General features: G+C 53.9%; 17 protein-coding genes. 5 read left to right on the top strand and 12 right to left on the bottom strand.

Annotation, left to right across the window (positions count from 1 at the left end; all coding sequences use genetic code 11):
* Positions 1-245: 245 nt before the first annotated feature.
* Together HALTITAN_RS12285 and HALTITAN_RS25570 are read left to right on the top strand one after the other, a co-directional pair.
* Positions 246-1,031, top strand: coding sequence for a hypothetical protein (locus HALTITAN_RS12285; protein ID WP_009287304.1), 786 nt, complete (start codon positions 246-248; stop codon positions 1,029-1,031).
* 64 nt (positions 1,032-1,095) lie between these two features.
* Entirely contained in the window at positions 1,096-1,236 is a 141-nt protein-coding gene (locus HALTITAN_RS25570) for a hypothetical protein (protein ID WP_155705729.1), read from the top strand.
* Positions 1,237-1,457: 221 nt separating this feature from the next.
* Here HALTITAN_RS25570 and HALTITAN_RS12275 read toward each other — a convergent pair whose 3' ends face one another.
* Positions 1,458-2,255 carry a Cof-type HAD-IIB family hydrolase gene (locus HALTITAN_RS12275; protein WP_039859313.1) on the bottom strand — a complete coding sequence of 266 codons (798 nt, stop codon included), beginning with the start codon at positions 2,253-2,255 and terminating at the stop codon, positions 1,458-1,460.
* Positions 2,256-2,428: 173 nt separating this feature from the next.
* On the opposite strand from HALTITAN_RS12275, the gene HALTITAN_RS12270 reads away from it, so the two are divergent.
* A complete protein-coding gene (locus tag HALTITAN_RS12270; RefSeq protein WP_009287303.1) occupies positions 2,429-4,369 on the top strand; it encodes an exoribonuclease II in 1,941 nt (646 codons plus the stop codon).
* 102 nt (positions 4,370-4,471) lie between these two features.
* On the opposite strand, the gene rfbC is transcribed toward HALTITAN_RS12270, so the two are convergent.
* The 6 genes from rfbC to HALTITAN_RS12235 form a co-directional block, all read right to left on the bottom strand.
* Positions 4,472-5,020, bottom strand: coding sequence for a dTDP-4-dehydrorhamnose 3,5-epimerase (rfbC, locus tag HALTITAN_RS12265; protein WP_027959709.1), 549 nt, complete (start codon positions 5,018-5,020; stop codon positions 4,472-4,474).
* A gap of 3 nt (positions 5,021-5,023) precedes the next feature.
* Complete coding sequence (locus HALTITAN_RS12260) at positions 5,024-6,370, bottom strand: NAD(P)H-dependent oxidoreductase (protein ID WP_039859312.1); 1,347 nt, start codon at positions 6,368-6,370, stop codon at positions 5,024-5,026.
* A gap of 7 nt (positions 6,371-6,377) precedes the next feature.
* Positions 6,378-7,154 (bottom strand): glucose-1-phosphate cytidylyltransferase, encoded by a 777-nt coding sequence (gene rfbF / locus HALTITAN_RS12255; RefSeq protein WP_009287302.1) that lies wholly within the window; start codon positions 7,152-7,154, stop codon positions 6,378-6,380.
* Positions 7,155-7,169: 15 nt separating this feature from the next.
* Entirely contained in the window at positions 7,170-8,270 is a 1,101-nt protein-coding gene (locus HALTITAN_RS12250; protein ID WP_039859311.1) for an NAD-dependent epimerase/dehydratase family protein, read from the bottom strand.
* An 813-nt stretch (positions 8,271-9,083) separates the two neighbouring features.
* Positions 9,084-10,709: a methyl-accepting chemotaxis protein gene (locus HALTITAN_RS12240; protein ID WP_039859310.1), complete on the bottom strand. Its 1,626-nt coding sequence runs from the start codon at positions 10,707-10,709 to the stop codon at positions 9,084-9,086.
* Between the two features lie 317 nt (positions 10,710-11,026).
* The gene (locus tag HALTITAN_RS12235) at positions 11,027-11,383 is read right to left on the bottom strand and encodes a PHB depolymerase family esterase (protein WP_027959714.1); all 357 of its coding nucleotides are present in this window, start codon (positions 11,381-11,383) and stop codon (positions 11,027-11,029) included.
* 115 nt (positions 11,384-11,498) lie between these two features.
* On the opposite strand from HALTITAN_RS12235, the gene gpgS reads away from it, so the two are divergent.
* Both gpgS and gpgF read left to right on the top strand, forming a co-directional pair.
* On the top strand, positions 11,499-12,617 hold the full coding sequence (gene gpgS, locus HALTITAN_RS12230) for an N-acetylglucosaminyl phosphatidylglycerol synthase (protein WP_035538532.1): 1,119 nt from the start codon (positions 11,499-11,501) through the stop codon (positions 12,615-12,617).
* Complete coding sequence (gene gpgF, locus HALTITAN_RS12225) at positions 12,595-13,617, top strand: glucosaminyl phosphatidylglycerol flippase (RefSeq protein WP_051052016.1); 1,023 nt, start codon at positions 12,595-12,597, stop codon at positions 13,615-13,617. Before gpgS ends, gpgF begins: the two co-directional genes overlap by 23 nt.
* 90 nt (positions 13,618-13,707) lie before the next feature.
* Here the strand turns inward: gpgF and sucD are convergent, their stop codons facing one another.
* From sucD to HALTITAN_RS12200, 5 genes are all read right to left on the bottom strand, one after another.
* A complete protein-coding gene (gene sucD / locus HALTITAN_RS12220) occupies positions 13,708-14,580 on the bottom strand; it encodes a succinate--CoA ligase subunit alpha (RefSeq protein WP_009287300.1) in 873 nt (290 codons plus the stop codon).
* The gene (gene sucC / locus HALTITAN_RS12215) at positions 14,580-15,746 is read right to left on the bottom strand and encodes an ADP-forming succinate--CoA ligase subunit beta (RefSeq protein ID WP_009287299.1); all 1,167 of its coding nucleotides are present in this window, start codon (positions 15,744-15,746) and stop codon (positions 14,580-14,582) included. Before sucC ends, sucD begins: the two co-directional genes overlap by 1 nt.
* A 146-nt stretch (positions 15,747-15,892) precedes the next feature.
* Positions 15,893-17,332, bottom strand: a complete 1,440-nt coding sequence (gene lpdA, locus HALTITAN_RS12210) for a dihydrolipoyl dehydrogenase (protein WP_009287298.1) — start codon at positions 17,330-17,332, stop codon at positions 15,893-15,895.
* A 126-nt stretch (positions 17,333-17,458) separates the two neighbouring features.
* Positions 17,459-19,033 carry a 2-oxoglutarate dehydrogenase complex dihydrolipoyllysine-residue succinyltransferase gene (odhB, locus tag HALTITAN_RS12205; RefSeq protein WP_039859309.1) on the bottom strand — a complete coding sequence of 525 codons (1,575 nt, stop codon included), beginning with the start codon at positions 19,031-19,033 and terminating at the stop codon, positions 17,459-17,461.
* Between the two features lie 38 nt (positions 19,034-19,071).
* The gene (locus HALTITAN_RS12200) at positions 19,072-21,906 is read right to left on the bottom strand and encodes a 2-oxoglutarate dehydrogenase E1 component (RefSeq protein ID WP_027959716.1); all 2,835 of its coding nucleotides are present in this window, start codon (positions 21,904-21,906) and stop codon (positions 19,072-19,074) included.
* Positions 21,907-22,144 lie beyond the last annotated feature (238 nt).

The raw sequence follows: 22,144 nt of genomic DNA, 5'->3' as shown, positions 1-22,144 counted from the left end.
GGGCCTTGATGATGGTCGAGGAAACTGTGCATCTCAAGCCCCCTTCGACTAATGATGAAATCACCTGTGGCTACGCTATTTCTATGTATTAATAAGAATGCTAACAAAAAAATACAATATTTACTTAATGCTTTTGTTTGCTTAGCCGATTAATAATGTAGATATAGAGCAATAACCAGCGCTTTCGTCACTATCATCGGCCACATATTGATGGCGGTTAAGCAAAGCCACAAGGAGGTATTGCAATGACAATCGGTATCGGGCCATCTACTCCGGTGACCTCTCAATCTACATCGGGTAGCCGCACCCAGGATGTATCGACCAAGGGAACCGAACAGGGCGAAAACACAGCGCCTACTTCTGGTTCATCGAAACCATCAAGCCAACTTTCCACTTTGGCTCAGCAGTTAAGTGACAGCGCCCTGCGTGCCGAAGAGCGTGATGCTAGCCTGGATCGTAAAGCGTTAGGGCAAAAAGCCGATGCACTGCTAAGCCAAATTACCGGCCAAGGCTACCATAACAACCGAGCTCGATATGATGCCGAAGTTCCCAACACCGATGATCCAGAACTCTTGGAGCGAGCAAAGCAGGCCACCTCCTTTGTTAATGGCAGAGGTAGCAATCCTTTTAGCGGCTTGTCTCAAGATCAATTAGTACTGATTATTTATGACGATAGTGGCACGTTTACGGCCAATGAACAGCGCGCAGCCTGGCAAGAAGATTATGATCAGCGGCAAGTATGGAAACAGGCCGTCGTAGCCCGTGGCAAGCTGGAGTACAGCCAAACAGGCAAGATGACCGACTTCTTCAAAGAAGTGCTTGGCAATTACAACGACCTGCCTCCCATCATGCAGGCACAATATCCCGACTTCTATGCCCCACGCCTTGAGCACCTGATCGAGATGGATTTCAACTTTATGACCCACCGCGCCGAAGGCAAAGGGGCACCTGAAGATATTTTTGACATACTGATGTCGAGCGAAGACTTTGCCAATCTTGGTAAACGCTTTGCTAACTCAACGGTTAGTTGAAAAGAGATAATAGTAAATGCGAAGCAATTCTAGCGCTGAGGAAGATATTTCACGCGAAGCGCTCATGGCCGATGCCAACGCTCTTCCTCAACAGCTTAATCAAAGTCTGCTTGAGGCTTTTATTGGCAAAAACGATGAAAAACCCACTGAACGTAGCTTTATAATGAAAATGTTTGATTGGCTGAAACCACCAGCGAATAAATAAAGCGTAACGTCAGTTTTTGAACAGCTCATCAAGGGAGTTGGCGGTCAAGATCGCTCCAGACCACTCATCCAACTGCGCAGGCGTTGCTTGCTCCAGCCGCTGTTCTGCCCAAACAGGCAGCTCGCCAAATTTTAGGCCAAGCTGTTGAGCTGCTTCAGATTGACCTCAGCCCCAAGTCGCTGCAAGTGACGAAATTAAGAGCCACTAATTAATACGTAACCCTACAGCCCAAAGCGCTTTTTCAGCCATTGGGCAACGGCGGCTTCGCCATGGTGACCGATACGTTCAGCGCCGGTGACACGATCAAATAGCGCAGGGTGGGCATTGGCCATTACCTGGGCCTCCCCTGCTAAATCGAGCATTTCGGTATCGTTAAGATTATCGCCAAACGCTAGGCAATCTGCAGGCGTTAAGCCCAACCGTTCCAGCAGTGATGACAGCGCCACGCCTTTGTTGACCCCACCGGCCATGATTTCCAGAGAATCAATGGTGGAATAGGTAATATGCAGCCCGTCGCCGTGGGCCTCTTGCGCCTGTGCTTCTAACTGCTTTAGCGCCTTTGGGTCGCCTAGATAGAGCACTTTGCCTACACCGTTAGTGTCCATTTGCGCGGGGGACACGACTTCATAGCCAAACCCTGTAGAGGCATGAAGAGATAATAAATGTGGAGCTTCTGAATCAATATGCCAGCCGCTTTCGCGATAAAGATTAAGCCGTACTTGAGGAGGGCGCGGAAGACCGATTAGCGTCTTTGCATATTCAGGCTCAAGGTGATTAGCCGCCAACAAAGCATCGTTGGGATCATGTACATAAGCACCATTGGTGCTAATCAAGTGCGCCGGAATATCCAACTGATCACGAAACACCTTCATATCGTGGTAGTGGCGGCCAGAGGCGAGTGCGACATGATGACCTTGCTTCACCAATGCTCTTAGCACCTCTACGGTGCTTGCGTGCAGGGTGTGGTCGCTTCCTAATAGGGTGCCATCCAGGTCAGAAACAATCAGGCGAGGTGTCATAGCGCGCTCCGTGAGTATGAATATTCAGCTTAACCGATTCCCTTGAGCGCATGTAAGCCTTTGACTCGCCATTACCAAAGCCAACATCAGGGCCAACATCGCATAGCGACAATTGGCGCAGCCTGCGGGAATCCGTATAGTGGCAGCCTAACTCTCGCCAACTGATTGAGCTCATGCTTCAGAACAACGCCATGCTTGCCCAGCTCAAGCAACAGATTCGTCAAACCACCCCCCGTGCTGAAGGGGTGATCAAAGCCACCGACAAAGGTTTCGGGTTTCTCGAAACCGACGACGGTGAATCCTATTTCGTGCCGCCGCCCGCCATGAAGCAGGTGATTCACGGTGATCGCGTGGAAGGCGTGATTCACGAGAACGGTGACAAAAAGTCCATTGAGCCGGAAAAGCTGATTGAAGCGGGTCTTGATCGGTTTGTCGCCCGGGTGCAGAAGCGCGAAGGTCGCCTATCTGTCGCCCCCGACCATCCGTCGATTAAAAACGTTATCAAGGCGCGGATTAAGAACAGCCTTGACGAAGACTCCATTGCTGACGGCGATTGGGTCGTTGCCCGCTTGGTACGCCATCCACTAAAAGCCGATGACCGCGCTTTCTTTGCCCAGATTGATGAGCTGGTCGCCAAAAGCGATGATCCGGCAGTGCCATGGCGCGTCACACTTGCACGCCATGCGCTGGAGCAAGAGTGCCCCGATGCGGGCACCGACTGGCCGCTGATCGATGAAGGCCTGACTCGCGAAGATTTAACGCCCACGCCCTTCTTCACCATCGATGGTGAGAAGACCCGCGATATGGATGATGCGCTGCACGTGGCTACTCGTGCGGAAGGCGGCTGGCGGTTGAGCGTAGCGATTGCCGACCCCACCGCTTATGTGGAAGAGGGCCATGCGGCTGATTTAGAAGCCCGCACTCGCGCCTTTACCGTTTACCTGCCTGGCCAAAACGTCACTATGCTGCCAGAGCAGCTAGCAGATGATCTCTGCTCGTTGTGGGAAGGCAAGGAGCGCCCCGCGCTGGCCTGTACGCTGGATATTAATGCCGACGGCAGCATGGGCGATTACCGCTTTTTTGCGGCGAACGTTAAATCTCACGCCAAGCTCATTTACGACAACGTCTCCGACTGGATCGAAGGTCAAGGCGACTGGGCACCCGCGGATGAGATCGCCGAGCAGCTTACTGCGCTGCGTGATTTGACCGAAGCGCGTACCGCTTGGCGCAATGAACACGCGCTGGTGTTTAAAGACCGTCCCGACTACGTGTTTGATCTCGATCCCGCCGGTAACGTATTGGCGGTGCGCACCGAAGAGCGCCGCATTGCCAACCGCATGATCGAAGAGTCGATGATTGTGGCTAACGCCTGCTGCGCGGATTTCCTGGCCCAGCACATCGGCCACGGTATCTTTAACGTGCATCGCGCGTTCGAGCCCGAGAAAGCCGAAGCCGCCCAGGAATTCTTGGCAGGTCAGGAGATCGTGGTCGAACGCGAAGCGCTGACAGAGCTTGCCCGCTACACTGAGCTTAAGCGTGTGCTGGAAAGCCGCGATGACGCCTGGCTGGATGCGCGCCTGCGCCGCTTCCAGGGTTTTACCAGCATGTCGGCCCAGCCCGGCCCACACTTTGGCCTGGGCCTAGCCGCCTACGCTACCTGGACCTCGCCGATTCGTAAGTATGGCGATATGGTCAACCACCGCCTGATCAAACGCGTGTTGAAAGGCGAACAGGCCCCCGCCGAAGCGACCCAGCAGCTCACCGAGCAACTGACGGAACGCCGCCGCCTGAACCGTATGGCCGAGCGCGACGTGAAAGACTGGCTCTACGTGCGTTACCTAACGCCCGCTGCACAGAACCAGGATACGTTTGAGGCCGAAATCATGGCCATCAACCGTGGCGGCATGCGCGTTCGTCTGGTGGAAAATGGCGCAACTGCGTTTGTGCCCGCCCCCTTGATGCACAGTGACCGCAGCAAAGTGGTCATTGACGATAAAGAGGGCCGTATCCAGATCGAGGGCGAAGAGCGTTACAAGCTTGGCGATCCGCTGCGCATAGTGCTCACTGAAGCACGCGAAGAGACTCGCTCGCTAGTGGCAAAGCCTGCCAATTGACGGGTAGGCAATAGCTAGACATTACTCAAAGGGGCAGCGTTCACGCTGCCCCTTTTTTAGTGTGTTTGATATCTGGATTCGCTACTAGCTATTGGCAAGTGGTCAAAAAAGCTCTTCGTTTCGCTCACTGATTAAGGGCCAGCTAGCGTCTTTTTCAGACACCACCGTGGGTGGCATCGGCCACTCAATCGCGAGACGTTCATCGTTATAGCGCAAACCACTTTCAGCCTCGGGATGATAGGCAGCCGAGACCAGATAGCTGACTTCAACATCGTCGGTCAGCGTCTGAAAGGAGTGCGCAAAGCCTGGCGGTACATACAGCTGGCGCCGGTTTGCGTCGGTTAATTCAAATAACTGATGGTGCAAGTAGGTTTCCGAGTCTTTACGGATATCCACGATGACATCGACAATCGCGCCTCGAATGCAGCGCACCAGTTTGGCTTCGGCATGGGGCTGCCGCTGATAATGCAACCCCCTTAAGGTGCCACGCTGAGCAGAAAAGGAGGTATTCTGCTGCACAAAGTCACTCAGCAGGCCATGGCGCTCAAACTCCGCATGGCACATGGTACGGGCAAAAAAACCTCGCTCATCACCATGCGGTTCAAGCTCTATCAGGCGGGCATCCTTGAGGTTCGTTTGATGAAAATGCATGTCTTACTCCGTGAAAGTAGCAGCGACACCAGACGTCAATTCCAGGGCAAACATGGCTTCCTGTTCGGCATAAAGACGGTCGATCAACCGCCCTGGTGGTATACGCACATCATCAAAGGTCAGCGCCGCATCCTTTTCCACATGCCCCACCACCTGGCAGCCCAGCGCTAGCCCGATAGGTAATAGCCGATCCCTGCGTATTACCTCGATATTTTCCGCCACTCCATAGACTTCGAAGCCACCGAGTTCTTCAATTGTATCGCCCTCCTGCAAAGCTTTTTTGGCTACGGCGATGACGCCCACCCTGGGGCCCTCTATGGGGGATAACACGGGATCACGGAACAGCACGGCGCGGGCAACGGACGTGGGCACTTCGAAATGGCACAGATGGTAAGGCGTCGTGAAGCAGTAATACGGCCCCTCGCCCAGCTTGTAGAGTTCGAGATAGTGGCGCTGACGGGGGCTGTCGGTCGTCCCTAGCACAAACACGCCTGGCCCCGGCCGTGCCCCAACAACGTAATCCACCAGCCCCGGCCCCTTCGGGTTCAGGTAGGGCTCAAATGCCGATACCGTCTGTTCGATGGGTATTAAGGGCCCACCGGCCACACCATCGGAGAAATCAGGGCCAAGCATGCCGCGCTGCGCCACTTGCATACCGGTGCCGTTGGCGACGATCGCCTGTTCGAACGATATCTTGGTGCCATCAGCAAAAGAGGCCACCATTGCCGGCTTTTGCCCCCAGCGTTTGGCAAAACCTTCCTGGGTAGCCGGGTTGCGATATGGGTCATGCAAGCCTTTAATGTTGCCACACAGTACCGGCTTAATGCCTAGCCCGGCGACGAACCGATAGAGATTCATCTGTACACCAGGCTGGTCGCCATCAGCAAAGCTGTAGACAACCCCTGCCGCATCGGCTTTCACTTTCAAGATGGGGCCGATAGTGCCGTCGAGTTCCGCGTTCATTTGAATGACGTCTTTACCACTTTCCAGCGCCGCCAGGACGGCATGCGCCGCGAACTCCAACGAGCCAGTGACTTCAATAATTGCATCCAATCCCTCTGCGCGTGCCAGTGCCACGGCATCCTCGATGACTGCCGGTCGCCCAGCCGCAATCGCCGCTTCAAGTTCCTGCTGAGTCTCGCAGGCGACTGGCTCAATCCCGGTTTGCTGGAAGACTTTGATCGCTGCATCCAAATGACGATTGGCAATCGCACAAAGGCGCATCCCGGGCGTAGCGGTCATAATCTGCAGACCGATACCGCCCGCTTGGAACCCCGCCCCGACCATCCCCACTCGAATGGGATTACCCTGCGCCTCTCGTTGGGCAAGCGCCGTATCAACAATAATCATTGATGGTTCATTCCTTCCAGAGCTTCCAGGGGGCGCCTTCTGCCCAGGCGGTCTCGAGTACCATTCTGTCTCTCAGCGTATCCATGCTTTGCCAGTACCCGTTATGATGGAAGTAGCCCAATTTCCCCAGCTCGATCATCCGGTTCATGGGCTCGTTTTCCCATACGGTCTGGCTATCGTCGATCGTCTCGAACACTTCCGGATTACAGACGAAGAAGCCGCCATTGATCAGCCCTCCATCTATTTCGCCCTTTTCACGAAAGCCCTCTACCTGGCTGTTGCCCTCTTTCAAACGCAGGGCACCGTAGCGGCCTGGCTGCGTTACTGCCGTCAGGGTGCACCAATTTTTCGAGGCCAGATGTGAGTCGATCAAGGCATTGATATTCAGATCACTCAACCCATCGCCATAGGTCAAACAGAAAGGCTCATCTGCCAGGAGAGACATTGCCTTCTTGAGACGCCCTCCGGTCATGGCATCGGCGCCTGTATCCAGCACAGTGATTTTCCAATCATCATTAACGCTCTGAAGCCAGTCGACGTTACCTGTCTTCAGATCGATGGTGTAATCGGTTCGATTGCCGCGATAATTGAGGAAATAGTCACGGATGTACTCCACCTTATAGCCACCCAGGACGATAAACTCCTTTAAGCCATGATGGGCGTACATCTTCATGATATGCCAAAGGATCGGCCGACCACCCACTTCCACCATGGGCTTGGGGCGAATGGCTGTTTCTTCACTTAAGCGCGTTCCGAACCCTCCCGCGAAAATTGCGACTTTCATAGTCTAGCCTCCGTTTCAGGCCTCAAGGTTAATGTGGGTAGCAGCAGACAAAGCACTCGGGGTGACTGCATCACACATTTGCCAGCGCAGGTTTTCAGATAGACGGCGCGCAGTGATATGTGCCTGCAGCGCATGCAGACGCATATAGCGCGAGGCTCGGAACTGGGTATCGGAAAACTCCATGCTTTTGAGCCCATTGATCAATCCCATGATCGAATCTATTAGCGTCATTTGTGGTTGGTGCTCAGGTGCCAACTTGGCAAACAGGCTGAAATCCACTTGGTAGGAGCGACTGTCCGCCGGGGCTTGGGTATTGATACTCAGCGTGGTGCCGGGAACGGCTTTGGCCACTGCAGTGGCTAAGTCTCGCACTTGATGATTGCGTTCGTTCGATCCGGTATTGATATTGAGTATGCGCCCGCCGTTTTCAGGCTTGCGCTGTACTGCCCAATCGACAGCTCTGGCCATATCGGAGACGTCGATCAAGGGCCGCCAGGGAGACCCATCGCTAAGCACGGTAATATGCTGCTGACTTAGGGCACAGGCAACGAAATCATTGAGCACCAGATCCAGCCGTAAACGCTCTGACATTCCGCAAGCAGTCGCAAAGCGTAAACTGGTAATCACCATGTCGCCCCCAATGCCGGCTAACGCTTCTTCAGCTGCTATTTTCGAGCAGGCATAGGCGGTAACGGGAGCCACGGGATCCAACTCACTGCGCGGAGCCCCTAAAGCGATGCCATAAATGCTGCAACTTGAGGCAAAAACGAAGTTTTCTACCCCCGCCTGAGCCGCTGCCTTGGCAATCTCAACCGTCGCCTGCTGATTGACCTCAGCTGTCACTGCGGCGAAACGGTCTCCCATGGGGTCATTGGAAATCGCCGCCAGTTGAACTACAGCCGTATAACCTTCAAAAAAATCAGCCGGAATATCTCGCACATCCCCCATAAACTGCTGGTCGAGATAGCGCTCAGGAAGAAGTTCGGCATTCGTCAAACAGTGTGCGAAGTAGGCAGTGTCATACCCATGAAGAGTGGCGGATGGGTGACGTAAGGCTAGCTCCCGCACCACAACGGAGCCAACATAGCCCATGTTCCCTATGACCAAGATTTTCAAAATACCACCTCGCCATTATCGTCAATTAAACGAGTTTCCCTACGCTCTTATTTTCAAGCTTATTTAATTCCGATGTTTTTATTCATGCCTACTTGTTGCATTGCATATTTCTGGACTAAAAAGTGTATAGCAGGTAACACAAGGATACTTTAAAGAAATAAAAAAATTGCCACTTCCCAATCAGTAACACTTAAGCCGGACAATATGACTACTGCTTATATAAGTAAAAATCACATGTAAACTAACAACACTACACTCCTGCACTAGTTTTTTAATGTATTAAAAATCAATGTACTATGATCTTTATAATTAAATTTCTTCCGGTAGCCCTCATGAAAAGCCACACACCCACACACATTACAATAAGAAACATAAAAATTACCAAAGATTACATTTTAAAGATAAGTGACACCGCTTTTACTGTCAAGAATAGAGGCGGGTTAAAAATCTAGTCTGCAGTACTATTTTTTTCATGTAATAAAGCAAAAAAAAGAGTGCTTTTTTCAAACATTGCTTTTTATTTCTCTATATACTTTTTATAAAATCTGCCATCAATCAGTCTTACTAGCAGCTCACCCAGCCTATGATAAAGCCTCGGCGTTGATGCCAGTGGTGTTTGTTCCCATTGACTACGGCAGAGGAGTGATTGATGACAAAAAAGAGCGTACCCAGACCGAAGAATTAGAGTGTTATACGCTTGTCAGTTCGCTGCGCGAAGAGGACCACTTCCTGATGGCACAACCTAGTGAAAAACTTTATTAGCCCATTAAAAAGCAGCAGCGCCTTTGAGGCGCCACTGTTGTTATCAGATTATTAGAACTCTGCTTGTCTTGCAGCCGAGGATAAGGCCATTGCAGGCTTGTACTCTGTTGCTTTTTTCACAACAGCTTCATCTATTTGAAAGGCAGCTACCAGCTCGCGAAGTCGCCCAGCCTGATCTTCCAGGGAAAATGCTGCATTAGTCGACTGCTGAACCAAGGTGCTGTTTTGCTGAGTGGTAGAATCCATTTCAGTAATAGCAGTATTGATCTGCTCAATACCACTGCTTTGCTCCCGAGTGGCAGAGGAGACCTCGACCATCAGCATAGCGAGGCGCTGGATCACCGCTTCCGTCTCACCTATGGTCGCAGCGCCTCGCTCCGCTTGGTCAGAACATAGCTTTATTTTGCTACGCGTATCGTCGAGCATACTACGAATCTCACCTGCTGAAGCGGCACTGCGGCTTGCTAGCGCACGAACTTCTGTAGCGACCACTGCAAATCCACGGCCTTTATCACCAGCACGCGCCGCTTCAACGGAGGCGTTTAAAGCCAGGATATTGGTTTGAAATGCAATCGTATCGATGGCCTCAACGATCTTATCCATGCTTAGCGATGCGGCTGTCACTTCGCGCATTAATTCCACACTTCGGGAAACTTCTTCACCACTGCTTTGCATCTGTTGCGAAGCATTATGGGCCAGCGTATCAGCCTCTTTGGTTGAATCACTATTCTGGCGAACCGTTGCCGTCATCTCCTCCATACTTGAAGCCGTCTCCTGCAAGGCAGCTGCTTGCTGCTCAGTACGAGCGGCGAGCTCCTGCCCACCTTGGGCAATTTCATTGGCTCCGTTCAAGACATTCTCGCTAGAGTCACGTAGTGATGCGACCAAGGTAGTGAGCTCTTTACTCATTTCGGCCATGGAGGTTAATAACTGAGCCGTTTCATCACGTCCTGTGGTTACGATATCGTGTCGCAAATCTCCTTCCGCAACGCGCCTAGCAACCTCAACCGCTCTCCGCAAAGGCAATACAATGCTACGCGTAATAGCAATTGCCAGCGCCAGCGCCATCAACAACGCCACCCCCGCGAAAATACAAAGCTGCCAAATAGCCAAACGATACTCGGCATTTATCGCCTCGTTAGCCGTCTTGACCCCTTCAGCAGCCACTAGGCTAATTTCATCAGCCAACTCCTCAAGCTGGTAGATACTCTCTTTATGCTCACCGAAAGCCAGATTGGCTTGAGAGGTTTCGGTAATACTGCCTAGTTCAATTTGGCGATAGACTGACAAAAAACCCTCTTCATACCCCTGGAGGGCGCTTCCTGCCTGTTGGTACAAAGCATCGAGGCTATCTTTATCGGCAATTTGGCTACCCGCCTGGAAGGCGGCCTGTATTTCTTCGATGGTCGCCACCCAACTTTGCTGATAAGCCGCTACACGATCACGACTGTCAATATTGATGAAGATATCTTTTTCAAAGCGCCGCGCTTGCAATGCCAGACGCTGAATTTCAGCGGCATTGCTTGCGAGTGCTACGTCCGTGTCCAAGGTTTTTTGGGCAGTATCCTTGGTGAAGGTGATGCCCATAATTCCCGCTATTAAAGTGCCCAAAAGAAATAGCGAGACCAAGCCAAAAGCCAGTGCGAGCCGTGTACCGATCTTGAACCGTGAAAGCATTGCCAAATCCTAACAAGTGAAAGAGCTAGGATTTTAGGCAACAAGAATGAAAACTGTAACTCAACCTTTGCAAACTATTGTCAACTTTTATACATAATCAAAGAGTATCTACTATACCAGCGCGTCTCACCTGCGCTAACTTACTGACAGACTAGACATAACCTGAGCAGATATCGGCCAGTTCTATGACACTATCTGCCGATGCTGACAGAAGAACCGCAGCATTTCCCGGGCAGCGTCAGGGCCTTGAGGGTCGGTATAGCTGCCCTTTTTGCTACCTCCTGACCAAGCCATGCCCCCATGGATACGCCACTGCTCTAAGCATGGCTTACCCGAAGCATCACGGTGGGTGGTACAGGTGTAGCCGCGGCCCTTGGAACGTTGCCTTGCACTACCGTCGCTCCTGCTTGACGCGATGTGCTGTACTGGGCGGCCACGCGATCCGCGTTGCGGGGGAGCACGGTGGTGTCGCGGTCGCCATGAAACATAATCGCTGGCACATCCGACGCCCACCCGGCTCCTTTTGCTTTGTTACCGCCAGCGAGGGGCCCTGTGCCTCCCTGCATGACCCCCAAGGCATCGGGGAAACTCTTGACCACGCCGTGGAGCAGCCCAGAGTGCACGCCTACCGCCGCAAAGATATCGGGGTAGATCATCGCCAGAGTGGTCGCCATGGTGGCGCCTGCCGAGAGCCCTGCCACATAGACACAAACGGGCTCCGTTGTCTCTGAACTGACTTATTTCTCCTTTATGGTGAAACGATGACACTCTTTGGGGTTGGAGGTTAGCTTGCACATTGCCGATGTGACGATGTTTCATGCCCCCGCCAGCGGCGGTGTGCGTACCTATTTGCAGGCCAAACACCGTGTTTTCTCGCGTATTCCACAGCTGCGCACCAGCCTGCTGGTGCCGGGGGCGGAGCGGGATAGTCTTGGCGACCACCACACGCTACCGGCGTTACACCTTCCTTTGGGGCAAGGTTACCGCTTTCCGCTACGCGGTTCTCCGTGGCGTGATGCACTGATTGATCTGAAGCCCGATCTGATAGAGGCTGGCGACCCCTATGTAACGGCCTGGGCGGCGCTCGATGCGGGGCAACGCCTCGGCGTGCCTGTGGTGGGCTTTTATCACTCTGATCTTCCGCGCCTGATGGGTGATCGCTTTGGGCGCTACGTTGAGAAACGCTTAACCCACTATGTCACGACGCTTTATAGCCAGTTTGATAGCGTGCTGGCACCCTGTAACGCCATGGCGAATCGACTGAATGACTGGGGCGTCAATAACGTTCGCGTTCAGCCATTGGGCGTCGATTTGGCGCAATTCAATCCCCAGCAGTGTGACTCTGCGTTTCGCCAAACCATGGGTATACCCAGCGACAAAAAGCTGCTGATCTTTGTGGGCCGCAATTCCCGCGAGAAAAATATTGATGTGCTGCTTACGACGATGCGTCAGCTAGGCAGCGATTATCATTTGCTGCTGATGGGGCCCGGCATGCCACATCACGTACCCAGTAATGTCACCATCGTTGATCGCTGTTGTGGCGCCCACGAGGTCGCGAAGGCGCTAGCCAGTAGCGATGCGCTGTTACATGCGGGCACCCGAGAAACCTTCGGCTTAATTGCTCAGGAAGCGATGGCAAGCGGCATTCCAGTAATAGCAGCGAACGCAGGGGCGCTGGCAGAAAACGTGCCGCTGGGGGCGGGTATTTTATGCAAACCGCTCGACCCCGTTGCCATGGCGGAGGCGTGTGTGGCACTGTTCAGTAATGATGTCGCCGCCAGTGGGCGCTATGCGCGCCGCCATGTAGAGCGCCATTTCAACTGGGATGGTGTCATGCATTCCCTGCTGGAGCACTATCAGCAGCTTTGCCACGGCAGCCAACCGTATGCACTCCACCAACACCACTAGTCGCCGTCAGCTACTGAAATGGCGACCCATCCATGGTGTGATGATTGCCTTAGCGCTGATTGCACCACTAGTGCTCACTGCTTGGTTGGGTGGCGCTGAAGCACTGCAGCGCGTCAAACACTTCCCACTTGGGCTGCTGTTATTGATGCTGGTGATGGCCTTTCTGTGCTGGAACCTGAATGCAGCAAGGCTACGTTTGATGCTGGGTGGCCGTGCGGGCAGGCTCGGCCAGCGCGGCGCGCTGGGTATCGAGCTGGCGTCCAAGTTTGCCCTGTGCGCCACCCCAGGCGGCAGCGGTGGCCCAGCAACCCTGTTGTTGTTGCTTGCGCGGCGCGGTTTCCCGCCTGCCAAGGGCGCGGCGGTGTTCCTGATTGATCAAGGCTGCGATTTACTGTTCTTCCTGGCCATGCTGAGCGGCCTGGTGCTCTTTTCAATGCTAAGCGACACCCAATGGCCACATCAGTCGCTCGTGCAGTGGGCACTGGTAGGATTAGCGTTCATGGCAGCGCTGGTGATTGTCGTAATGCGTTATCTACCCAGCCTATTGCGTTCACCCGGCGTGAACACGCCATGGCCAAGCCGATATCAGCGACGCTGGCTCGTACGGCGCCTATTGCGCTGTCGGCATGCGTTAAAGGTCACCCTTAAGCTCCCACGCAGTATACTGATCGCCATGCTAGCGCTGACGACGGCGCACTGGCTCATGCGCTACAGCTTGCTCTATTTGGCAGTACTGGGAGTAGGTGGCCATGCGGACTGGATGTGGACATTCTTGACCCAGATGCTGGCGATGGCAGCCAGCCAATTTAGTTTTCTGCCCGGCGGCGCGGGTGCTGCGGAGGTGGGCGTAGGAAGCCTGTTGTTACCGTTGATGGAGCGCGAGCAGGCCGCAGCAGCGGTACTGGTGTGGCGGTTGGTCAGCTACCATTTATATTTGGCGGCAGGCGCGCCGCTCTTTGTACTGTATAGCTATCGCATGCTGCGTCGCTCTGCGGCGTGATAGCAGATGTAATGGCGCAAGGGTAGAAACCAAAAACAGTAAGGGCGCCCCGAGAGGCGCCCTTATAGCGTGCAGCTAAACGTCAATGGCTTACCAGCCAGTCACTTCTTTCAGCGCATCACCGATTTCAGCCAAAGAGCGCACGGTTTTAACACCGGCGTCTTCTAGAGCAGCAAACTTCTCGTCAGCGGTGCCTTTACCGCCAGAGATGATCGCGCCCGCGTGGCCCATACGCTTGCCAGGAGGTGCAGTAACACCGGCAATGTAGGAAACCACGGGCTTGGAAACGTTGGCTTTGATGTAAGCCGCCGCTTCTTCTTCAGCCGTGCCACCGATTTCGCCGATCATGACGATAGCTTCGGTTTTCGGGTCTTTCTCGAACATCTCAAGGATGTCGATGAAGTTAGAGCCCGGAATCGGGTCGCCGCCGATGCCCACACAGGTAGACTGACCAAAACCGTGATCAGTGGTCTGCTTAACGGCTTCATAGGTCAAGGTACCAGAGCGCGATACGATACCGACACGGCCCGGCTGGTGAATGTGACCCGGCATGATGCCGATTTTGCATTCGCCTGGGGTGATAACACCTGGGCAGTTGGGGCCGATCAGACGTACACCCAGTTCGTCGCACTTCACTTTGGCTTCGAGCATGTCTAGCGTAGCGATGCCTTCAGTGATGCACACAATCAGCTTGATACCGGCATTCGCCGCTTCAAGAATCGAGTCTTTACAGAACGGCGCCGGTACGTAAATAACGCTGGCTTCCGCGCCGGTTTTCGCTACCGCTTCTTTCACGGTGTTGAAAACAGGCAGACCGAGGTGCTCCTGGCCGCCTTTACCCGGTGTAACACCACCGACCATTTGCGTACCGTAGGCAATCGCCTGCTCGGAGTGGAACGTGCCTTGGCCACCGGTAAAGCCCTGGCAGATGACCTTGGTGTTCTTATCGATCAGGATGCTCATTACTTGCCCTCCGCCGCTTTAACGACCTGCTGAGCCGCGTCGGTCAGACTGGTAGCCGCGATGATGTTCAAACCGCTAGATGCTAGTTTTTCAGCACCCAGCTCGGCGTTGTTACCTTCCAGACGTACGACAACCGGTACGTTGACACCCACTTGCTCAACGGCACCGATAATGCCTTCAGCAATCATGTCACAACGAACGATACCGCCGAAAATGTTAACCAGTACGGCTTTAACATTGTCGTCAGAGAGGATGATTTTGAACGCTTCTGCCACGCGCTCCTTGGTGGCGCCGCCGCCAACGTCCAAGAAGTTAGCGGGCTTGCCGCCGCTCAGGTTGACGATGTCCATGGTGCCCATGGCCAAACCTGCGCCGTTAACCATGCAGCCGATGTTGCCATCAAGCGCGACATAGTTAAGTTCCCACTTCGCCGCATCGGCTTCACGCTGATCTTCTTGCGAAGGGTCACGCATGGCCTGCAGGTCAGGGTGACGGTATAGAGCGTTGCTATCCAGACCCAGTTTGGCGTCGAGGCAGTGCAGATTGCCTTCTTCAGTGACGACCAGCGGGTTAATTTCCAACAGCGCCAGGTCTTTGTCGTGGAACAACTGAGACAGACCCAGGAAAATCTTGGTGAACTGCTTGATCTGGTCGCCCTTCAGGCCCAGCTCAAAGGCTAGCTCACGCGCTTGGTACGGCTGCGCGCCGACCAGCGGATCGATTTCGGCTTTGAGAATCTTTTCCGGCGTCTCTTCTGCAACCGTCTCGATCTCGACACCACCTTCGGTGGAGGCCATGAAGACCACACGACGGGTAGTACGGTCAACCACGGCACCGAGATACAGCTCATCGGCGATGTCAGTGCAGGTCTCAACCAAAATCTTGGCAACAGGCTGACCTTTTTCGTCAGTCTGGAAGGTTACCAGGTTTTTACCCAGCCACTGCTCTGCAAATGTTTTGGCTTCAGCCGGGTCTTTAATCAGCTTAACGCCACCCGCTTTACCACGGCCACCGGCGTGAACCTGGGCTTTAACCACCCACATGTCACCACCGATTTTTTTGCAAGCCTCTTCCGCTTCTTCGGGCGTGTCGACTGCAAAGCCTTTAGACACTGGTAGACCATAGTCGGCAAACAGCTGTTTACCTTGATACTCGTGAAGATTCATCGATTCATGCCATTGGTTGCATGTGACTCGAACGATGATCAGTTTCTAAAAAACTGGCCATCCCCGTTCTTTCGATCTTTGTGGATTAAGACAAAGCCGAAAGTTTGCGCCACCCTTAAAAGGTGGCGCTTCGTTGTTTAACTAAATTACTTACGCTTCTTGCGATTGGCCATATGAATCGCGTGACCATCTACCGCAAGCGCTGCTTCATGAATTGCTTCAGCAGTCGTTGGGTGCGCATAACACGTCAATGCCAAATCCTCAGCGCTGGAGCCGAACTCCATGGCAATCACACCCTGGGCAATCAATTCGCCAGCGTGTTGACCCACAATGTGCATACCGAGAATGCGGTCAGTTTCCGCATCAGCGATGATCTTAGCCATGCCATCTGAAGCGTTGTTGGCGAGCGCCCTACCGTTAGCTGCAAACGGGAAAGAACCCGTTTTAATCTCAATTCCAGCAGCCTTGGCTTCCTGCTCGTTAATACCGACCCAAGCCACTTCTGGTGCGGTATAGATCACGCTAGGAATAGCGTCATAATTCATCTCAGCCTTATGGCCAGCGATAATATCGGCCACCATAACGCCTTCTTCAGAGGCTTTATGCGCCAGCATCGGGCCGCGTACACAGTCGCCGATAGCATAAATGCCCGGGACGTTGGTACGGCACTGGTCATCGACAAAGATAAAGCCACGCTCATCCAACTCAACGCTAACGCCTTCGTCAATTACGCCTTTGGTGTAGGGGCGACGGCCAACACAAACGATGAGCTTGTCAAAGGTCATCTCTTGTTCGCCGTTGGCATCGCTGTACTTCACAACGACTTCTTCGCCTTTGACTTCCGAACCGGTCACACGAGCGCCGAGTTTGATATCCAGGCCCTGCTTCTTGAGTAGCTTCTGGGTCTCCTTGGCGATGGCGGTATCCACCATCGGCAGGAAGGTGTCCATGGCTTCAAGCATAGTGACTTCACTGCCCAGGCGACTCCACACACTGCCCAGTTCGAGACCGATGACGCCAGCCCCAATCACACCCAGACGCTTAGGTGCTTCGGTAAATTCAAGTGCACCACTAGAGTCAACGATCAAGCCTTCGGTCATCGGGGTCGGCGGAATCTCAACCGGCACAGAGCCCGCTGCGATAACAATGTTGTCAGCGTCATAGGTGGTTTTTTCACCATCATGGCCAGTAACTTCGACCTGCTTAGACGCGACTACTTTGCCGGTGCCTTCAAGGGCGGTAACACCATTGGCTTTGAACAGCGCGCTAATACCACCGACGTTCTTGGCGATGACCTGATCCTTGAACTCAAGCATCTTGGCAATGTTCGTTGACACATCGCTGATTTCAATACCAATCTCGGCGTAATGGTCACGGGCCTCAACAAACTTGTGCGAGGTTTCCAGCAAGGCCTTCGAGGGAATACAGCCCACGTTTAGGCAAGTGCCGCCGTGAACTGTTTTACCTTCCTTGTTAACCCATTTTTCGACACAGGCCGTTTTTAGGCCCATCTGTGCGGCACGAATGGCGGCGACGTAACCGCCAGGGCCGGCACCAATAACGATCACATCAAACTTATCAGCCATGTTGGCTCCTCTAGCTTGCTGGCCTTCCGCCCGCTTTAACTCGAACCGGGCGGAAGGCTGTGTACGATTGCAGATATATCCTGGTTAAGCAGAAGCGTACTAAATCAATATGACGCTTATGCTTTTTTAGATATCCAGCAGTAGACGTGCCGGGTCTTCCAGCAATTCTTTCAAGGTGACCAAGAATTGAACGGCGTCTTTGCCGTCGATCATACGGTGGTCATAAGAGAGCGCCAGATACATCATCGGGCGAATCTCGACCTTGCCGTTGATGGCCATCGGACGATCCTGGATTTTGTGCATGCCCAGAATGGCAGTTTGCGGCGGGTTGATGATCGGGGTGGACATCAACGAGCCAAAGGTACCGCCGTTGGTGATGGTAAAGGTGCCGCCGATCATGTCGTCCATGCCCAGCTTACCGTCACGACCACGCTTGCCGAAGTCGACAATCTTGCGCTCGACGTCAGCGATTTTCATGCTGTCGGTGTCACGCAGTACCGGTACAACCAAACCACGGTCAGTGGATACCGCAACGCCGATATCCTGATAACCGTGATAAACGATGTCGGTGCCGTCGATAGAGGCGTTAACGTCCGGGAACCGCTTGAGCGCTTCTGAAGCCGCTTTTACAAAGAAGCCCATAAAGCCCAGCTTAATGTCGTGAGCTTTTAAGAACGTCTCTTTGTACTGCGCACGGAGGGCCATGATCTCGGTCATGTCCACTTCGTTGTAGGTAGTCAGCATCGCCGCGGTTTGCTGCGCCTGAACCAGGCGCTTGGCGATGGTCTGACGCAGACGGCTCATCGGTACGCGCTTCTCGATGCGCTCACCTTCGGCAGTTGGTGCCGCGGCAGCTTTCGCTGGTGCAGACGATTTTGCTGCTTTCTTGGCAGAACCGTCTTTGACCGCTTTCTGAACGTCTTCTTTCAAGATGCGGCCACCTTTGCCGGTGCCTTCAATCTTGGCAACGTCCAGGTCATGCTCGGCAACCATTTTACGTGCGGCCGGAGCGAGGATTTTGTCACCGACTTTCTCGTCGGCGCCATCGCCATCGCTGCTGTCTGCTTTAGCGGACGCTGAATCGCCACCGCTTTCGCTTCCACTGTCGCCACCGGCCCCTTCGGTGAAGGTCGCAAGAATCGCTTCAGATTCAACCTGGCTACCCTCTTCGGCTTTAATTTCAGCCAGGGCGCCATCGGCCGGAGCGACCACTTCCAGCACAACCTTATCGGTTTCGATGTCGGCCAGCACGTCATCGCGCTTGACCGCTTCACCGACCTTTTTGTGCCAGGTCGCCACGGTGCCTTCCTGGATCGACTCAGGGAAGCTGGGGGCTTTTACGTCGTGTTGCTTGCCGCCACCGCTGGCTTTTTTCTCTTCTTTCTTACCTTCAGACTTCTCTTCGGATTTTTCAGCGCTGTCATCGCCCGAAGATTTCTCTTCTTTTTTGCTGCCAGACGCGCTGCCTTCGCCGATTTTGCCCAGCACCTGTTCTGACGCAACCGTATCGCCCTCTTCGGCCATTACGTCGGTCAGGGTTCCCGCTTCCGGTGCGACGACTTCCAGCACCACTTTGTCGGTTTCGATCTCAACAATCAGCTCGTCACGCTCAACGCTGTCACCCGGCTTTTTATGCCACGCCGCCACTGTGCCTTCGGCAACGGATTCCGGAAAGGTTGGCGCTTTGATCTCAGTAGCCATGTCGTTTCCCTTATATGTTCTCTAAATCCGGTGGTCGCTTATAAATTAAAAGCGTCTTCCACCAGCTGGCGCTGCTGTTCAGTGTGGACGGACATATAGCCAGCTGCTGGAGCAGCAGAGGCAGGACGTCCTGCAAATTTCAACTCGCGACCAAGGCCATCTTTCAGCATGTCGGCCACTGCACGCATATTGTGCTGGCTGGAGTACCAAGCGCCCTGATTAAGCGGCTCTTCCTGGCACCACACAATATCTTCTACGTTGGTATAGTCTTGCAGCGCTTCCAGAAGCTCTTCTTTCGGGAAGGGGTATAGCTGCTCAATACGCACAACTGCCGTGTCATGACGCTCATTCTCAGCGCGCCAAGCGGCTAAGTCGTAGTAGACCTTGCCAGCACATAGCACAACGCGTGTGACCTTCTTCGGCGCCAGATCTGCCTGGTCGGCGAGTACCATATGGAACTTACCGTGAGCGAGATCTTCAAGGCTCGAAATCGCTTCTTTATGACGCAGCAGCGATTTAGGTGTCATCACCACCAGCGGTTTGCGCAGCGGGCGAATCACCTGACGACGCAGTAGATGATAAATCTGTGCGGGCGTGGTGGGTACGCAGACCTGCATATTGTGCTCAGCACACATTTGCAGGAAGCGCTCCAAACGCGCCGAAGAGTGCTCCGGGCCCTGGCCTTCGTAGCCGTGTGGCAACAGCATGGTTAAACCACACACCCGGCCCCACTTCGTTTCACCCGACGAGATGAACTGATCCACGACCACCTGGGCGCCATTAAAGAAGTCACCAAACTGAGCTTCCCAGATCACCAAGTCATTCGGCGCAGTGGTTGAGTAGCCGTACTCAAATGCCAACACTGCTTCTTCCGAAAGGAAGGAGTCATGAATGGTGAAACGCGGCTGACCATCGGCCATATTCTGCAGCGGAACATAGGTAGTGCCATCTTTCTGATTATGCACCACCGCATGACGGTGGGAGAAAGTACCGCGCCCAACGTCTTGCCCGGTAATCCGGATCGGATGCCCCTGCTCTAGCAGCGTGGCGTAGGCTAGCGTTTCCGCAAAGCCCCAGTTAAGTGCCAAACCACCAGCCTGCATTTTACGCCGGTCTTCATAAATCTTGGCCACCTGACGCTGCACTTCGACGCCGTCCGGCACTTCACACATGCGAGCCGCTAACTGCTGCAGACGCTTCATATCAAACGTCGTGTCGGCATCACCAGACCATTCGTGACCCAGGTAAGGCGCCCAATCAACGAACAGAGAAGCGTTGGGCTCTTGCACCAGTGCATTGGCAACGTGGTTGCCTGCCACGAGATCATCACGATAGGTTTCGATCATCGCTTTAGCGGACTCTTCAGAGAGCACGCCCTGATCAACCAAGCGCTTGGCGTACAGCGAGCGCGCAGAAGGGTGATCTTTGATCTTGGAATACATCATCGGCTGCGTGCCTGACGGCTCGTCAGCTTCGTTGTGGCCACGGCGACGGTAGCAAACGAGATCGATCACCACATCTTTTTTGAACTGCTGGCGATAGTCGAGAGCGACTTGGGTGGCGTGCAGCACTGCGTCCGGGTCATCGCCATTGACATGAAAAATAGGCGCTTGAACCATCTTGGCAATATCAGTGCAGTATTCGGTAGAGCGTGCATCCAGCGGATGCGAGGTGGTGAAGCCCACTTGGTTGTTAATCACAATATGGACGGTGCCACCGGTTTTATAAGCACGGGTCTGAGACATCTGGAATGTCTCCATCACCACGCCTTGACCGGCAAACGCCGCATCACCGTGGACGTTGATCGGCAGTACTTTACTGCCCTCTTCGTCGTTACGGCGATCTTGGCGGGCACGCACCGAACCCTCTACGACAGGCGCGACAATTTCCAAGTGCGACGGGTTAAACGACATCGCCAAATGGACTTCGCCGCCCGGGGACATGACGTTCGAACTGAAACCCTGGTGGTACTTCACATCACCTGAGCCACGCTCGATGACTTTCTTGCCGTCGAACTCATCAATCAAGTCAGCTGGGTTTTTACCCAGAATATTGACTAGCAGATTGAGTCGACCACGGTGCGCCATACCGATGACCACTTCCTTGGTGCCATAACCGCCAGCACGCTGGATAAGCTCGTCCATCATCGGCACAAACGATTCGCCGCCTTCAAGACCGAAACGCTTGGTACCTGGATACTTGGATGCCAGGTAATTCTCCAAACCTTCGGCGGCCGTCAAACGCTCCAGCACGTGCTTGCGCACGTCGGCACTGAAATCAGGCGCACTGCGTACCGACTCAAAACGCCGTTGTAGCCAGCGTTTCTCTTCCGTATCGACGATATGCATGATCTCGCAGCCGATGGAGCGGCAGTAAGTACGCTCCAACGCATCTACGATGTCACGCAGTGGCGCTTTGTCGATACCTAAAAAGAAAGAACCGGTTTGGAACTCGGTATCCAGATCAGCTTTTGAAAGCTGATGAAAGGACAGATCGAGATCGGGGACGGGGGTGGGATTACGCAGCCCTAGCGGGTCGATATTGGCCTTTTGATGGCCACGGAAGCGGTAAGCGTTGATCAGTTGCAGGACTTTTACCTGCTTTTTGTTTTCACCGCTATCGGCAGCGGCGACTACCCGGCCCGGGCGACTTTCGCGCCCCAACTGGTAGAACTGATCACGCACGGGGCTAAGTGGAACATCGTGGGAGGCACTGCCCTCGGGACGCGGCAACTCATCAAAATAGCTGCGCCATTCGTCAGGGACAGACTCAGGATCGGCGAGGTACTGCTCGTAAAGCGCTTCCACGTAGTGAACATTGCCGCCACTAACGTGAGAGGAACGCCACATCAACTCCATTATGCCTTGTTGCATCTCTCGGTCACCCTGCACTGATGGGGTGGTATCGGTATCGTCGCAAACATGCGGCGACATCGCTATTGCCCTGCCGGCGGGGCGGGACATTTGCCGGCGGCGCCGGCCAACGGCCGGAAACCCTGTTCGTCTAGCTATTCTTCATCTAACACTTTATGTCGCATCTAGCGGTCATACTGTGCTTCTAGCGGTCATACGATGTTTCGTCTTCAGTTCATGCTCGAAAGCCGGTACCCCA

Origin of the sequence: Vreelandella titanicae BH1, from assembly GCF_000336575.1 — a bacterium.
Lineage (GTDB): Bacteria > Pseudomonadota > Gammaproteobacteria > Pseudomonadales > Halomonadaceae > Vreelandella > Vreelandella titanicae.
This window is presented reverse-complemented; position numbering and strand designations above follow the sequence as displayed.

What these genes read in the sequence shown, in the direction of transcription:
- lpdA (WP_009287298.1), bottom strand. Translation starts at nt 17,332, where the DNA reads ATGGCTGATAAGTTTGATGTGATCGTTATTGGTGCCGGCCCTGGCGGT.
- HALTITAN_RS12275 (WP_039859313.1), bottom strand. Translation starts at nt 2,255, where the DNA reads ATGACACCTCGCCTGATTGTTTCTGACCTGGATGGCACCCTATTAGGA.
- HALTITAN_RS12200 (WP_027959716.1), bottom strand. Translation starts at nt 21,906, where the DNA reads ATGCAACAAGGCATAATGGAGTTGATGTGGCGTTCCTCTCACGTTAGT.
- sucD (WP_009287300.1), bottom strand. Translation starts at nt 14,580, where the DNA reads ATGAGCATCCTGATCGATAAGAACACCAAGGTCATCTGCCAGGGCTTT.
- gpgF (WP_051052016.1), top strand. Translation starts at nt 12,595, where the DNA reads ATGCACTCCACCAACACCACTAGTCGCCGTCAGCTACTGAAATGGCGA.
- sucC (WP_009287299.1), bottom strand. Translation starts at nt 15,746, where the DNA reads ATGAATCTTCACGAGTATCAAGGTAAACAGCTGTTTGCCGACTATGGT.
- HALTITAN_RS12240 (WP_039859310.1), bottom strand. Translation starts at nt 10,709, where the DNA reads ATGCTTTCACGGTTCAAGATCGGTACACGGCTCGCACTGGCTTTTGGC.
- HALTITAN_RS12235 (WP_027959714.1), bottom strand. Translation starts at nt 11,383, where the DNA reads ATGGCGACCACTCTGGCGATGATCTACCCCGATATCTTTGCGGCGGTA.
- HALTITAN_RS25570 (WP_155705729.1), top strand. Translation starts at nt 1,096, where the DNA reads ATGGCCGATGCCAACGCTCTTCCTCAACAGCTTAATCAAAGTCTGCTT.
- HALTITAN_RS12285 (WP_009287304.1), top strand. Translation starts at nt 246, where the DNA reads ATGACAATCGGTATCGGGCCATCTACTCCGGTGACCTCTCAATCTACA.
- HALTITAN_RS12270 (WP_009287303.1), top strand. Translation starts at nt 2,429, where the DNA reads ATGCTTCAGAACAACGCCATGCTTGCCCAGCTCAAGCAACAGATTCGT.
- rfbC (WP_027959709.1), bottom strand. Translation starts at nt 5,020, where the DNA reads ATGCATTTTCATCAAACGAACCTCAAGGATGCCCGCCTGATAGAGCTT.
- rfbF (WP_009287302.1), bottom strand. Translation starts at nt 7,154, where the DNA reads ATGAAAGTCGCAATTTTCGCGGGAGGGTTCGGAACGCGCTTAAGTGAA.
- HALTITAN_RS12260 (WP_039859312.1), bottom strand. Translation starts at nt 6,370, where the DNA reads ATGATTATTGTTGATACGGCGCTTGCCCAACGAGAGGCGCAGGGTAAT.
- odhB (WP_039859309.1), bottom strand. Translation starts at nt 19,033, where the DNA reads ATGGCTACTGAGATCAAAGCGCCAACCTTTCCGGAATCCGTTGCCGAA.